This is a genomic window from Chryseobacterium sp. UF-290 (assembly GCF_058245615.1).
Window position 1 is genome coordinate 1 of sequence record NZ_JBSICB010000026.1, and the last position, 15,274, is coordinate 15,274.

The following is a 15,274-nucleotide window of genomic DNA, read 5'->3' on the forward strand; positions in this document are numbered from 1 at the left end:
TTAGTAGCGGGAACCGGACTCGAACCGATGACCTTCGGGTTATGAGCCCGACGAGCTACCTACTGCTCCATCCCGCGATATTGGATTGCAAAGGTACGAATATTTTTCAAAAATCCTAATTTTTCTTTTAAATAAAGGACTTTTATAAAAACTATTTTATTATTTGTATCTTTGTTTTATGGCAAAAATATTGAAAATTTATCCGGACAACCCACAGGAAAATCTTGTGAATGAGGTTATTAAAACATTAAATAACGGCGGGCTGATCATCTATCCTTCAGATACGATCTATGCCCTTGGCTGCAATATTTTTGATATAAAAGCCATGGAAAAGCTGGCTCAACTGAAAAAATTAAAGCTGGAAAAGGCAAAATTCTCAATAATCTGTAATGATCTGAGCCATCTTTCTGACTTTACAAGGCCTATCGAAACTTCGGTTTTCAGATTCCTGAAAAGCCATCTTCCGGGCCCGTTCACCTTTATTCTCGAAGCCAACAAAAGTTTACCTTTAGCTTATAAAGGTCATAAAACAATCGGTATCCGTGTTCCGGATCACCCGATCCCACAGCTTATCGTAGAAAAATTAGGGCATCCTATCGCTTCAACGTCCATCAGGGATGATGATGAGATCATCGAATATTCTACAGACCCTGAGCTCATCGCTGAGAAATATGACCATCTGGTAGACATTGTCATTGATTCAGGATATGGGGATAATATAGCGTCTACCATTGTGGATCTTACTTCAGGAGAACCGGAAGTGATCCGCCAGGGGAAAGGAGTTATTTAATTCAAGGGGATAAAGTTAGAATTTAAAGTACGGAGACGGAATAGGATTATGGAGCTTAATGGGAAATATTCTTTAGGAATTTTACTCACTTTTGTACTTTTGGCTGCAGTGATGCTTTATGCTTTCCCTGTTATCAGCATGATTACCGGTATAAAAAGTATTACCGCCACCAGCTTTTTATTGAGCAGAATTGCTATATGGGCTGTTTTAATCAGTGTTTTTCTCTACAGTCTGCTTATTGAAAAAGGTTCTTTTCTGCTAAAAAAGGAAACTCAGCATTCTTTAGCATTCTATATAAAAGCTACCTTGTGCTTATATCTGATCTGCACTATTGGCGGTGCTTTTCTGAATGCCGTGATCCAGCTTCTGTTTCATGAAAAAATGAGTGGTAAACTTTTTGAACTCACTTCAATTTTTAAAAACAATTATTTTTTAATTATTTTTACATCCTTTACGGCTGGTGCTGTAGAAGAGTTTCTCATGCGGGGTTATATACAGCCCAGAATTGAAAAGGTCTATAACAGTCCGTTTTTAGGAATCGTTATTTCAGCTATTCTGTTCGGAATTCTGCACAGCACTTACGGAACCATAGGTCAGGTAGTGATCCCTTTCTTTATTGGAGTCGTTTTCGCCTTATTTTATAAATTATATTCAAATATTAAAATTCTGATCATCTGTCATTTTATGATCGATTTTATATCGCTGATGGTCATGAATTTTATTGATATTAAACATTTATCTGCATTTTAACATTATGAAAATTATAACATCTCCTGCAAAATTAATGAACGTAGAAAATACAACAGATCTGTTGAAATCTACCACTCCAAAATTCATTGAAGAAGCAGCTTTTATACAATCCTATTTAAAAGAAAAATCCCCGAAATATCTTTCCGAGCTGATGGAAATATCATCCAAACTGGCTGATGAAAACTGGGAAAGAAATCAGAAATGGAAATCCAGGCCTACTGCCAAAGAATCTGCGCCGGCCATGTTTGCTTTTACAGGTGAGGTTTACAGAGGGCTGGATGCCAAAACACTGGATAAAGACGCCGTGGATTATCTGCAGAAAAATTACAGAATGCTTTCCGGACTCTATGGCCTGCTGAAACCGTCTGATAAAGTAATGCTTTACAGGCTGGAAATGGGGCGCCCTTTTCAGTTTGACCAATATAAAAACCTGTATGAATTCTGGAGAGAAAAGATCACGGAACAATTGAACTCTGAAATGAAAAAAGGGGAAATTCTGCTTCATCTTGCCAGCAATGAATATGGAAAAGTCATTGACAGAAAAAAACTGAACCATAAAGTCATTGATTTTGATTTTTACGAGCTCAAAGACGGAAAGCTTAAAACCATTGTTGTTTATACCAAACATGCGAGGGGGCTTGTCGTAAGATTCTGTGCTGAAACGAAGGCAAAAACGCTGGATGACGTGAAAGCCTTCAATTACGAGGGATACAGAATTGACGAAGAAAAATCTACCGATACAAAACTGGTTTTTACAAGATAGATGACGATTTCAGCATTTAAAAAATATTTCAAAACAGAGCTTTCCGGTCTTTATACTGAGTCGGAAAGCGCCTTTTTGTCCTCTTTGCTTGTCCATAAGATCGTAGGATTTGATCATTTTCAGCAAAGAAGGTTTTCTGACCAGGAGCTCCTGACTGATGATGAAAAGCAGCTGGAGCAGCTGGTTTCTGAGCTGAAGACCGGAAGACCTTACCAACAAATTCTGGGTGAGACCGAATTCTATGGAATGAAATTCTTTGTAGATGAAAATGTATTGATCCCCCGTCCGGAAACGGAAGAGCTCCTTGAAATGGCAATCCGGGAAATTAAAAAGGTCCAAAATTCAGGATCTGACGGTCAAGGTTTAAAGATATTGGATATTGGAACCGGAAGCGGAGTAATTCCTTTAGTTTTAAAAAAGCATTTCACTGAGGCTGAAGTTTCTTCCATAGATTTTTCATCAAAAGCACTGGAAACCGCTAAAAGAAATGCGGAATATCATCAGCTGTCCATCAACTTCATTCATGCTGATTATCTTCATTCTGAACTGAAGGAAAAATATGATATCATCATTTCAAATCCGCCATATATAGGAAGAGAGGAAGAGATTGAAATTGCCGATTCTGTGAAAGAATTCGAACCTAAAATGGCTCTTTTCTCCCCTACTTCCGATGCACTGATCTTTTACAGAAAGATTGCTGAAGACGCTAAAAAGCACCTGAATGACGGCGGACTTCTTTTTCTGGAAATTAATCAGAAACTGGGACCTGAAACATTAGATCTGTATAAGCATTTTACCCATGTCCGATTATTGAAGGATCTCTCTGAAAATGACAGGTTTATTTATGGAAGAAAATAGGTGATTTTAACTTCTATAGTGATATCTATAAAAACCATTAACTATGATTATCAAATCACATCATATTGACGATACGAAAATTGCAGAAGTGATTTCCGATGAAATTATCATCCGGTCTGCTCAGGACGGACTGGATCTCATGGGTAACATCTATTATCAGGGATTTGATAAAGTTGTTCTCTACGAAAAAAATATTACTCCCGATTTTTTTGATCTGAAAACAAAAATCGCCGGGGAAATTCTTCAGAAATTTTCAAATTATCGGATCGGATTGGCTATTGTAGGTGATTTCAGCAAATATGAAAGCAAAAGCATGAAGGACTTTATTTTTGAAAGCAATAAAACAAAACATGTCAATTTTGTGGAAATGCTGGAAGATGCCCTAAATATTTTTTCAAAATAAGCTCTTTTTAATGGTTTCTATGAAAGCATTAAAACTAAAAAACATTCTTTTTTAACTATCAGCAGGTCTATCAATCTATTTTTACGGCCTTATTCTCCAAAATTCACTGATTTTCATATCTTATTTTGTTTAAAAATAAACTAATTTATTCATCTAATTAATAAAAATTTAAACCAAAAACAACAATTCGATTAATAAATAAAACCAAATTAAAACTTAATTCCCTCAAAATAAGGAGTTAAGCAAATTATTCGTATATTTGCATCAAACACAAGGATTATGAATTTTACTTATTTAATAGCCATACACCCCATATAATAAGGCTATTTTACTCACCTTATTTTTTTGATTTTTTAGAACAGACATAGAATGCTCCTCTTATGTGGCGCATGCCTGTTATAGCTGCTATTGGCTTTTGGAGCTGAGGATTTCCTTATACCGCTCTATCTAAATAGTACAACTAATCATTCAAATAAATTGTTATAAGCACTTATTTCCTCTGGAATTAAGCTGTACAGAAAATATCCTTTAGAAAGAAACTTAACCATCAAACACAAACTATACAAATGATAAAAACATTATTAACGTACAATAAATTACACTATGATTAAAAATTTTTTCTTACCCATCGTTTTTTTCTTAATAAGTTCTTTTTCGTATGCTCAGGTAGGTATTAACACCCCTACACCAGACCAAAGCTCCGCTCTGGATATTTACAGTCAAAGTAAAGGGATGCTGATTCCGAGACTTACTACTGCTAAAAGAGATGCTATTTCCAATCCGGCCAACTCACTTATGATTTATGACACGGATAAAAAATGTTTAAGCCAGAATATCGGAACCCCTTCCAAGCCGGACTGGCTATGTATCAGTAGTAATACTGTAAAAATGTTTTACATGCCAAGCGTTTCTTTTGATACTTCCAAAAACGCGAATGCTCAAACTAAAGATTTGTATACATTATATAAAAATCAGTTCGGGTCTCCAAAAGCGAAGAGTAACAGCGCTCCTGCGTCGATTCCCTTTTTTCCTTCAAGTCAGGACCTTTATTATTATGTAACTGATGCTGATCCTAATGTATTCAGCAATATTTCTATTTCTGACAATGGGGTAATGACGTATGATGTGAAAGCAGCAGCAACAGATTGCTCTTTTATTAATATTGTTTTTGTTGTCAAATAATTGAGTTATGATAAAAAGTACCCCAATTATACAACACAGAAGATTTCTGTTTATTTTTTCATTGTTTATTTTCTTTCAAAATATCCAGGCACAGAATGAGCAAGGAACCGGCTACCCGTATTTCGTCAACTTTACACAGGGATTACAGCCTCAGGAAGCCTATAAAGTAACGACGAGCGGTGTCCAAAATGATGCAACCTTTACTACAGATGGTTTACGACTTACCCGAAATGTGAATAATATTTCCGGAGGGGTTATACTGGCTGATAAGATATTCAAAAGTGACCAGGGAATTAAGTTTGAGTTCGAATATGCCATCTATGGAGGAGATCCTAACGGAGGAGATGGTATTTCTATATTTTTAGTAGATGGATCTATTCCTAAACAACAGCTCAATCTCGGATACTTTGGTGGTGGATTAGGCTATACTTTTATCCGGGGAAGCCAGAGCATGGAAGGGTTGAGAGGAGCGTATCTGGGAATAGGTCTGGATGAATTCGGAAATTTTAAAACCAGATTTCTCCAGGGAGACAGGATTAGAAATGGAATTTTTGGTGTTTCATTAGCCAATGGCCGAAGCAATGTTACTTTAAGAGGTAAACGCGGAAACCAAAATCTTTCATCAGCTGAGCCGGCAGGATACAATGGTTATCCGTTGCTTTATAGTACGGCTACAAATGCTGCACCTTCCAGTAATAACCGATCCGTTTATTTAGATGTTCAGACAGGGAAGTATGTCGGTATTAAAAATCCGAATCTTAAGCAATTCACGATTGAAAGCGGAGGAAGTACAATTCCTCAGAATGACTCTGATACGAGATTCCGTAAAGCATATGTCACATTGGTACCCAATCCTTCCGGCGGTTACAACATAACCTTGGAAATACAGCATGGGGATGTGAGAGAAAAGGTTATTGACAATTACTATTATCCTACTTCTCTGAGATATACAGAAAACACATTATCCAATAATCCGGTAAGAACCCTGGATACTTCACCTCCTTCTACTTTTAGAATAGGTTTTGCCGCCTCAACCGGGGATGCCAGAAATATACATCTATTAAAAAATTTAGGGGTTACCAAACCTTATGCTGCTGAAGTAACAGATGATCTGTTTGCAGGATGTCCGGGGATAAAGTCTACCTACTCCCCTTTACTGAATGATGTTGCTTATTCATCAATAGGTGGTCAAAACCCTCCGACATCTTCTTATGATAACCTTGACTTCAATTCATTCAGGTTTTTAGACATCAATGGTAATGTGATTCCGAATATTACAAACGGTGTTTATACAAATAATGAGGGAACATGGACCTATTCCTCTTCTACAGGAAGGCTTTCTTTCAAACCGGCCAATGGATTTACCGGAGTTGCCCAAATAAGATATGACATCAAAGGAGGTGGAAGAAATGGTACTGAAAGCCCTTACAATAAGGAAGACTACAGATCAATGCCGGCACTGATACAGGTTAATATTTCAAATTTGAATAACTGCAGCAAGGCTTGTGTTATTTCTAATAAAAATGTAACCCAGAAAATAGAAAAATAAGATGATAAAACCAGCACTAAAAAGCTGGTTTTTCTTATTTCTAACGGTATTGAAGATCAATGCTTATTATTTTTAATAAAATACTGAATAGCATCTTCTATTGCCTTATCAATGGATTGGTACCGGACCCCCAGTTCCTCTGCCGATTTCTGATTGGTATAATAATTACAAACCTGAAGCGCTTTCATATTAGAGGTGCTAAGGTTTGTTTTTATATTCAGCTTTCTTATACCATCTCCTATCCATCCTAAAATGTTCAGAACAGCATTGGGAATCGGGATCATAACAGGTTGTTGACCTGTACTATTATTTATTTTTCTAAAAAAATCTTTATAGCTCAGGTTTTCATGGGCCAAAAGATATTTTTCACCGTTTTTTCCTCTTTTAATAGCCTTCACTACTCCATCGGCAGCATCTTCTGCATGAACAAAGTTTTTACCGCCTTTCGGATAGAAAATCAGTTTCTTTTTCCAAGCCCAGAAAATGATCTTTCCTGAACTGGGTTTATTATCATAAGCTCCAATCATAAAGGTAGGATTAAGGATGATAACATCCATATTTTGATGATGCCGCAAAAGGTAGTTCTCTGCCTCCAGCTTGCTTTGGGCATACATCGATTTTGTAAAAGGATAATGCTGTAGTTTCTTTTCGCTTCCCAGGCTCTCCCCATTTCCATGTCCAAGAGTGTTCGCCGAACTTATAAACAGAAATCTTCTTACCCCGGATATTTCGGCCTGGTTAAATAAACCCAAGACCATGTCATAGTTTACTTTCCTGTACTCTTCATAGCTGAGGAGATCCTGGCGTGTCTCTGCTGCAATATGAATGAAGCTGTCAACGTCTTTAAGAAATGATGAAATATCGGCAGACAAATCACCTTCAATTACCTTCAGATTCTCGCTTTTTTCACCCATATAGCCGCTTTCCTTACGCACCAGAGCAATAACATAATAACCATCTTTTAATAATTTAATAATAACATTAGCACCCAGAAGCCCAGTAGCTCCGGTTACAAAAACTTTTTTCATGCTTCAATTTCTCTTTTTATGGCCTGGGTCATCAGCGGAAGCTTTATCCAGATCGGTAAAATCTTCATCACAAGCCAGCTTATTGGATTCACCATAATTACGGAATCTTTTTTAAATAGCTGGTGAATGCTGTATGATGCTACTTTATCAGGATTTAAAAGGGTTAATTTCCCCCAGAAACCCTGTTTTTCAATCCTTTTACAGACATCGGTATTGGTTTTCATCGCTCCCGGGTTCACAACACTTACAAAAACATTGGTATCCTTCAATTCTTCATGCAGACCTCTGGAAAAAGAATGAATAAATGTTTTGGAGGCCGGATATACCGTTTTGAATCCTATCGGCGAAAATGCCGCCATGCTGGAAACATTCAGAATATAAGCCTTGGGCTGTCTCAAAAGATTGGGTAAAAGCTGGTGGGTAATGAGTGAAGTGGCCGTTACATTGACCTGCAGGATGGCATTGATATAATCCGGTGTCGCTTCTGTAAATTTTTTAGTGCCTCCCAACCCGGCATTATTGATCAGGATATGGACTTCAAAAGACCGGTTAAGCCATTCTGTAAGTTTCATCACATTTTCATTCACAGAAAGATCCACTTCGTAATAATGAGATTTTATGTGATACTTTTCTTTGAGCTCTTCGGAAAGTTCTTTCAGATTCTGACCAGGAAGGCTCACCAGGATAACATTGATATTTTTCTTCGCCAGATGTTCAGCAAACGCTTTTCCCAAACCCTGACTTGCTCCTGTGACCACAGCATATGATTCTTTGGTATCCATAAGATTAAATTTTATGGTACAAAGCTATCATCACAATGCTGTTTTAATGTTCCGTATTATCTGAACGAACCTATTTTGGAACAATGACAGCAGAAACAGCAACAATCTGAAAATAAGCACATTAAAAATTTAAAAAAGTAAAACTTTATAAATCGGAACCTATTTTTTGAATTCAGATGGAGTTTGTCCGGTCAGTTTTTTAAAGGTAGTGTTGAAAGACGTTTTGGAATTGAATCCTGATTCGTAGGCGATCCCCAGAATTGACAGTTTACTGTTGGGCTCCTTAAGAAGTTTTTTGGCGTGCTCAACCCTGAATTCATTAACGTACTGGAAAAAGTTCTTACCAAAACCTGTATTGATCACATAAGACAGATGATGGGTAGAAACCGAGAGCATCTCAGCCAGTTTAATGAGATTCAGCTCACTGTCCAGATAAGGCTTCTGATTTTCCATCATATTTTCCAGATTTGTCCTGATCTTTAGCAATTCCTCATCAGAGATCAGCTTTCTTTTTACCTCTTCCGAATCTGAATCTTCATCAATTGAGATCAATTCTTCCCGCTGTTTTTCTTCCAGAGGATAGATTTCTTTCTGCTTCAGTGAATAATAGCCTACGAAATAAATAACCAGCAAAAAGACCGTATTGATAAAAAAGTTCAGAGATTGGGGATCATAGAACAGGTTGTAGATCACATAGATGATATTTACGATAAAAACAACCAGAATGATATATTCCAGCCAGTTCAGGTCAATGCCTTCTGTATTGGATGAAAACTGCTGGATCTTCCGCTGGTGTTTTCTGATTGTAATATAAGACAGTCCTGTATAGAATAATGCCTGAACCAGGATAAGGATAATACTCAGATATTCGAAAGGGCTATCATACCCCAAAGCAACACAACCCAAACAGATCAGGAAAGCTAACGGAAACAGAAGGAACTTAAGATCGGTAATTCTGAACTTAAAAGATGGATTGGTATAGAATAATACACTGAAATAAAAGAAAAGCGGTGTCAGAAACTGTACAAAGCGGACAGCAGATAAAGAATGAAATTCTACCTCTGAACCTGTAATTAAAAACAGAACCTCATCCATCCAGAATGTAGACCACAGGAACAGAAAGATCCCAAACCAGAAATTGGCCTTTCTGTTTACCTTTAAAGGGTTGGCCAGCTTCAGCAGAGACAGCAAAACCAATGAACCATAGATAAGTATCACGATGAAACTGTTGAATTCTGATGTGTTCATTGGTTTTGATATTTCATTAAAAATAGTCTTTTTTATCCTATCCGTTTCCTGACAAAGATCTGATATCCCAGATAGATCAGCGGAAGTGACATAATGCCCAGGAAAAGCATATTGCTCATCGCCTGTTGCGGATGCATAGCAATGGAATAAACAAGCCCAAAGAACGCTCCTCCCAGGTGAGCAGCATGCCCAAGGTTATCCCATTGTTTCGGGTTCAGCATCATATAAACGGAATACCCGAAATATAATGTCCCAAAAAGCCATCCCGGCAAAAAGTTGACACTGATCTCATTCGGTGCCATGGCTATGGAAGCAAAAATGATTCCTGAGACAGCTCCAGATGCCCCGATAGCGGAATACCAGGGCTGATTCTTATAGATCTGTAAGCTGAACAAATTCCCCAGGATCATCGATCCGAAATAAATGATCAGAAAGCCTGTTTCTCCAAAAAAGCCAATGACCACTCCCTGAAAAAAGTACAGGGAAAGCATGTTAAAGAACAGGTGCATAAAGTCTGCATGTAAAAATGCGGAACTGATAAGCCTTACATATTCTTTACGGTTTATAATGGAACCTACATTGAATTTATATTTTTCAAATAATGCCGTATTGTTGAAACCCATGTAACTAAAAATACAGGTAACCGCAATGATGATCAAAACAACTATATTCATCTAATATTTTTTATTTTTATTCTTTATCAGATATTTCAGGATCTATTCGGTTTCGTTACTTCCGTCACCCTGGAACAAATCTCCGATAATGCCTCCGTCCTCATCCGCTTCTCCGGTTGGCTCCGGATCTTCATATGCTTCAGGCTCCTCTTCTACAGGTTCAGGAATGGTAATATTGATCGCTTTTACCTTAAATTTCGTAAACTGATTACCGATCGCTTTTATCCCTTTTACAGCTATGAATTCATCAATATTCACCGTTTCAGGCTCACGTTCTTTTCCTTTATCCTTGGCAAAAATGATTTCTGCTGTAGCCTCATTGGCAACAATCACATTTTCAATGAATGACTTCGGATGCTCGGATGGCATGAACGTCTGTACATTGACGGTATTTTCCAGCAGGAATCTCTTGATAAAGTAGATATCTTTCTCGCCGTCATAGTAGATGCAGGTGATCGGCTGTGCGGGTTTCCATTTTTCCAATATCAGATATTCATCATCAAAACGGTTGCCCAGATCAAACGAAACCAGCTTCACCTCTCCATTGGTATTAATGGTCAGAATCTTGTCATCTCCCTTAAAGCTTCCCAGTAATGTACCTCTGCCATCAGCATTCAGTCTTCTTACCGTATCATCAAACCAGATTTTTCTTGGAGCCAGCGTAGAAACACCTTCTTCTTTCAGATCTACCTTTTTCACGGCATATTTGGTCACCAGGTTTCCCTTGGAATCACGTCCTTTGATCGCAAGATCAGAGAAACTGATCTCCATTTTATTCTTTCTGATTCTCGGATTAGGTTTTAAAAGCACGGTTACTGTTTCAGCTTCTCCATTGGGGTTTGCTGAAAAATATAATGTTTCTGAACCTTTTTTATCTGAAGCCAGCGGATAATCGGTATTTCTTGTCACCCCTGTTACAGAAAAACGCTTCATATAGTATGGACCTTCCCTGCCTTCTCGATAGATCATATTATAGACCGTTCTTTTATCATTCTTCTTCCATACGGCAACGTGAAGGATATCTTTTCCGATAAACGTTTTCGCCTCCACTTTTACGACTTTCATACTTCCGTCTTTCCTGAAAGTAATGATATCATCAATATCTGAACAGTCAAACAGGTACTGGTCTTTCTTCAGTGAGGTTCCGATAAAGCCTTCTTCAAAATTCGCATAGAACTTCTCATTGGCTACAGCAACTTTCGTAGCATCAATGGTATCAAAAATTCTAAGCTCTGTTTTTCTCTGCTTGTCTTTTCCGTATTTTTTCTGGATATTTAAATAATAATCGATCGCATAAGCTATCAGATTGGCCAGATGGTGCTTCACCTGTTCTATTTTACCTTCCAGTGCGGCAATATTTTCTTTGAATTTATCAAGGTCGAATCTTGAAATTCTCTTGATCCTGATCTCCGTCAGCTTTAAAATATCTTCTTCCGTTACAGCTCTTAAAAGATGTCCGGTGTGAGGCTTCAATCCTTCATCGATCGTTTTCAGGACATCTTCCCAGGTTTTTACCTCTTCTATATCGTGATAGATCCTGTTTTCGATAAAGATCCTTTCCAGCGAAGAAAAATGCCAGCTTTCCTGAAGCTCATGAAGCTCGATCTCCAATTCTTTTTTCAGCAATGAAACGGTATGGTCGGTATTCATTTTCAGAATATCGGAAACATTCATGAACATTGGCTTATCTCCTACGATCACACAGGCATTCGGGGAAATTGTCACCTGACAGTCTGTGAATGCATACAGCGCATCAATGGTCTTGTCAGGAGAAACATCATTATGAATATGGATCAGGATCTCCACTTTATCTGAAGTATTATCTTCGATCTTTTTGATCTTGATCTTCCCTTTTTCGTTTGCTTTTAATATGGAATCGATAAGGTCACTGGTAGTCTTCGAATACGGGAGTTCCGAAATAACCAATGTATGTTTATCGGTCTGGGTAATTCTGGCTCTTGCTCTTACTTTACCTCCTCTGTGACCGTCATTATATTCTGAAACGTCCAGATAGCCCGCCGTCAGGAAGTCCGGATACAACTCAAACTTTTTTCCTTTCAAATAAGCTACTGAAGCATTGATCAGCTCATTGAAATTATGAGGAAGTATTTTGGTAGAAAGCCCTACCCCGATACCTTCCACTCCCTGTGCCAGAAGCAAAGGAAATTTTACAGGCAGGTCGATCGGCTCATTATTTCTTCCGTCATAAGATTTTGTCCACTCCGTAGTTTTAGGATTGAAGACTACTTCCAGGGCAAAAGGAGTAAGTCTGGCTTCGATATACCTTGCAGCAGCAGCAGAATCTCCCGTATAGATGTTTCCCCAGTTTCCCTGAGTGTCTATCAGCAATTCTTTCTGTCCTATCTGCACCATCGCATCTGTAATGGAAGCATCCCCGTGAGGGTGATATTTCATGGTATTTCCCACGATATTGGCCACCTTATTGTAACGGCCGTCTTCCAGCTCCCGCATAGAGTGCATGATTCTTCGCTGAACGGGCTTTAACCCATCATATACCGAAGGAATAGCTCTATCCAAAATTACATAGGAGGCATAATCCAGAAACCAGTCTTTATAGAGACCGGAAACTTTCTTCAGGCTTTCCCCCTCATGCGAATATTCTTCTGTCGTCATCTGTTCTTTTAATCTTTTTTCTCTTTATTAGCTTTCACTACTTTGTTCAGAGAGAGTTTTAAATCGTTTACTTCTTTTCTGGTCAAATAAGAGATCTGGTACTTCAGCATAGTAGAACCATTATTCTTACTTGAAACGGTAATATATAGTCTTTTGATAAAGAAAATACTGATTATCTCATATTTTATCAGCTTATATTTTGGAAACTCGTCATGGAGCGGCTTGCTTAAAAAAGGAATGATATTCCTGTTTTTAAAGTTCAGCGCTTCACCATCACTGTCATACTCAAAGATCTGTCTTCCGTTGAGATAAAAGATCACCAGCAGCAGAACAGGGATAATAATCAGCAGATAGCTTTCTATCCCTAATGCCTTGAATCTGTATTCATTGACTACAAATCCGACTGTTCCGAACACTACCAACATCAGAAGGAGTGTACTTAAGGAATTATAAACTGAGGTTTTATTACGGTTACTTAGTCTCATTTAATTCTTTTGTTAACATCAGTTTATTACCCTTCTACTTCATCCAGGATTTCCTTTTTGTCAATATCCGTATCGTCTTCCACTACCAGATTCTCAAGAATGAATGTCTGTCTGTCCGGAGTATTTTTCCCCATATAAAATTCCAGAAGCTGGTCTATTGTCTGATCTTTTCCTACCACTACAGGCTCCAGACGGATATCTTTACCGATAAAGTGCTTGAATTCGTCAGGAGAGATCTCTCCTAACCCCTTAAATCGGGTGATCTCAGGATTTTTACCCAGTTCGTTCAATGCTTTTACCCTTTCTGCTTCTGAATAGCAGTATCTCGTTTCTTTTTTATTTCTAACCCTGAATAACGGAGTCTGAAGAATATAAAGGTGACCGTTCTTGATCAGATCCGGGAAGAACTGCAGGAAGAATGTGATCATCAACAGACGGATATGCATCCCGTCGACATCGGCATCGGTTGCAATAATGACCTGGTTGTATCTCAGGTCCTCCAGACTTTCTTCAATATTCAATGCTGCCTGAAGAAGGTTGAATTCCTCGTTTTCATATACTACTTTCTTAGTAAGGCCATAACAGTTCAGAGGTTTCCCCTTCAGAGAGAATACAGCCTGTGTTTCTACATCCCTGGATTTTGTAATAGATCCTGATGCGGAGTCTCCCTCGGTAATAAAGATTTGGGTATCTCCTTTTCTTTCCGCTTTCTGATCGTTATAATGCTGCCTGCAGTCACGAAGTTTTTTGTTGTGAAGGGATACTTTTTTGGCTCTTTCTCTGGCCAGCTTCTGAATTCCGGAAAGTTCTTTTCTTTCTCTTTCAGAAATTAATATTTTTCGCTGAATGGCTTCTGCGATTTCCGGATTCCTGTGTAAGAAATTATCCAGTTTACTTTTAAGAAAGTCAATGATAAAGGTCCTTACGGTAGGTCCGTTAGGTCCCATATCGTTAGATCCCAGCTTTGTTTTGGTCTGTGACTCGAAAACGGGTTCTTCAACATTGATGGAAATTGCGGCTATGATAGACTTTCTGATGTCGGAAGCATCAAAATTCTTATTAAAAAACTCACGAACCGTTTTCACATAAGCCTCACGGAATGCATTAAGGTGGGTACCTCCCTGCGTTGTATTCTGCCCGTTTACGAATGAAAAATAGGTTTCTGTCTGCGATTTGTCTGAATGGGTGATCGCTACTTCAATATCATCATCCTTCAAATGAATGATCGGATACAGGATATCGCCTTCCAGCTCTTCTTCCAGGAGATCTTTAAGACCGTTTTCAGAGAAATAGGTTTCTCCGTTGAAAAGGATTTTCAGTCCCGGATTCAGGTATGCATAGTTGCGGAGCATTCTTTCGATATACTCTTTTCTGTATTTGAAGTGCAGGAATATCTCTCCATCCGGAATAAAGGAAATCTCTGTCCCATTTCTGTCAGAAGTATCTTTTTCTTCAAAGTTTTCTTTGATGATACCTCGGGAGAATTCTGCAGCCTTCATCTTCCCGTCACGGAAAGATCGCACCCTGAAATAATCGGAAAGTGCATTCACCGCTTTGGTACCGACCCCGTTCAATCCCACAGATTTTTTGAACGCCTTACTGTCGTACTTACCTCCGGTATTCATTTTGGATACGGCATCCACGACTTTTCCCAAAGGGATTCCACGTCCAAAGTCACGGATGGTAACTTTACCGTCGTCAAGTTTTATTTCAATTCTTTTACCTGCTCTCATCCTGAACTCATCAATAGAGTTATCCAGGATTTCTTTAAGCAGAATATAAATACCGTCATCAGCAGAAGACCCGTCACCAAGCTTCCCGATGTACATGCCGGGACGCAGACGGATATGTTCCTGCCAATCGAGGGTTCTGATATTATCTTCTGAGTAGGTTGGATTTATTTCTTGTGACATATATGATTTCAGCAAACATACAAAAGTACGAAATTGTATAAAATTATCCGAATTTTTTCGATCTGTTTTTTAAAACATTTTCCCGGAAATATTGCAGTATTATCAACCAAATTCTATATTTACATAATTATTCTAATAAACGTGAAAAAAATAACATCCTTCTGTTTATTTTCCTTCATATCATTATTATCTGTTTCATTTTTCTATGCACAAAT

14 protein-coding genes and 1 tRNA gene are annotated in these 15,274 nt (G+C 38.2%); 7 read left to right on the forward strand and 8 right to left on the reverse strand.

The annotated features are described in order from the left end of the window. Positions 1–4 precede the first annotated feature (4 nt). Positions 5–77, reverse strand: a tRNA-Met gene (locus AC4IF5_RS19980). Positions 78–178: 101 nt separating this feature from the next. Between AC4IF5_RS19980 and AC4IF5_RS19985 the strand changes: the two genes are divergently transcribed. The 7 genes from AC4IF5_RS19985 (at position 179) to AC4IF5_RS20015 (ending at position 6,295) form a co-directional block, all read left to right on the forward strand. Next, entirely contained in the window at positions 179–790 is a 612-nt protein-coding gene (locus AC4IF5_RS19985) for an L-threonylcarbamoyladenylate synthase (protein WP_490737645.1), read from the forward strand. Positions 791–838: 48 nt separating this feature from the next. Next, complete coding sequence (locus AC4IF5_RS19990) at positions 839–1,540, forward strand: CPBP family intramembrane glutamic endopeptidase (protein ID WP_490737647.1); 702 nt, start codon at positions 839–841, stop codon at positions 1,538–1,540. Positions 1,541–1,544: 4 nt separating this feature from the next. After that, the gene (gene yaaA, locus AC4IF5_RS19995; RefSeq protein WP_490737649.1) at positions 1,545–2,303 is read left to right on the forward strand and encodes a peroxide stress protein YaaA; all 759 of its coding nucleotides are present in this window, start codon (positions 1,545–1,547) and stop codon (positions 2,301–2,303) included. Beyond that, a complete protein-coding gene (gene prmC / locus AC4IF5_RS20000; protein ID WP_490737651.1) occupies positions 2,304–3,161 on the forward strand; it encodes a peptide chain release factor N(5)-glutamine methyltransferase in 858 nt (285 codons plus the stop codon). It begins immediately after the preceding gene. A gap of 43 nt (positions 3,162–3,204) precedes the next feature. Then, positions 3,205–3,564, forward strand: a complete 360-nt coding sequence (locus tag AC4IF5_RS20005) for a DUF4180 domain-containing protein (RefSeq protein WP_490737653.1) — start codon at positions 3,205–3,207, stop codon at positions 3,562–3,564. 603 nt (positions 3,565–4,167) lie between these two features. Then, the gene (locus tag AC4IF5_RS20010; RefSeq protein ID WP_490737655.1) at positions 4,168–4,746 is read left to right on the forward strand and encodes a phage tail-like protein; all 579 of its coding nucleotides are present in this window, start codon (positions 4,168–4,170) and stop codon (positions 4,744–4,746) included. A gap of 7 nt (positions 4,747–4,753) precedes the next feature. Further along, the gene (locus AC4IF5_RS20015; protein WP_490737657.1) at positions 4,754–6,295 is read left to right on the forward strand and encodes a hypothetical protein; all 1,542 of its coding nucleotides are present in this window, start codon (positions 4,754–4,756) and stop codon (positions 6,293–6,295) included. A 56-nt stretch (positions 6,296–6,351) separates the two neighbouring features. On the opposite strand, the gene AC4IF5_RS20020 is transcribed toward AC4IF5_RS20015, so the two are convergent. From AC4IF5_RS20020 to AC4IF5_RS20050, 7 genes are all read right to left on the reverse strand, one after another. Beyond that, complete coding sequence (locus AC4IF5_RS20020) at positions 6,352–7,323, reverse strand: NAD-dependent epimerase/dehydratase family protein (RefSeq protein ID WP_490737659.1); 972 nt, start codon at positions 7,321–7,323, stop codon at positions 6,352–6,354. After that, positions 7,320–8,105, reverse strand: a complete 786-nt coding sequence (locus AC4IF5_RS20025; RefSeq protein WP_490737661.1) for an SDR family NAD(P)-dependent oxidoreductase — start codon at positions 8,103–8,105, stop codon at positions 7,320–7,322. Before AC4IF5_RS20025 ends, AC4IF5_RS20020 begins: the two co-directional genes overlap by 4 nt. A 159-nt stretch (positions 8,106–8,264) precedes the next feature. Beyond that, complete coding sequence (locus AC4IF5_RS20030; RefSeq protein ID WP_490737663.1) at positions 8,265–9,353, reverse strand: helix-turn-helix domain-containing protein; 1,089 nt, start codon at positions 9,351–9,353, stop codon at positions 8,265–8,267. 32 nt (positions 9,354–9,385) lie between these two features. Further along, positions 9,386–10,027: a rhomboid family intramembrane serine protease gene (locus tag AC4IF5_RS20035; protein ID WP_490737665.1), complete on the reverse strand. Its 642-nt coding sequence runs from the start codon at positions 10,025–10,027 to the stop codon at positions 9,386–9,388. A gap of 42 nt (positions 10,028–10,069) precedes the next feature. Further along, a complete protein-coding gene (locus tag AC4IF5_RS20040; protein WP_490737667.1) occupies positions 10,070–12,661 on the reverse strand; it encodes a DNA gyrase/topoisomerase IV subunit A in 2,592 nt (863 codons plus the stop codon). A gap of 8 nt (positions 12,662–12,669) precedes the next feature. After that, positions 12,670–13,146 (reverse strand): hypothetical protein, encoded by a 477-nt coding sequence (locus AC4IF5_RS20045; RefSeq protein ID WP_490737669.1) that lies wholly within the window; start codon positions 13,144–13,146, stop codon positions 12,670–12,672. 26 nt (positions 13,147–13,172) lie between these two features. Further along, positions 13,173–15,059: a DNA topoisomerase IV subunit B gene (locus AC4IF5_RS20050; RefSeq protein WP_490737670.1), complete on the reverse strand. Its 1,887-nt coding sequence runs from the start codon at positions 15,057–15,059 to the stop codon at positions 13,173–13,175. Between the last annotated feature and the right edge of the window lie 215 nt (positions 15,060–15,274).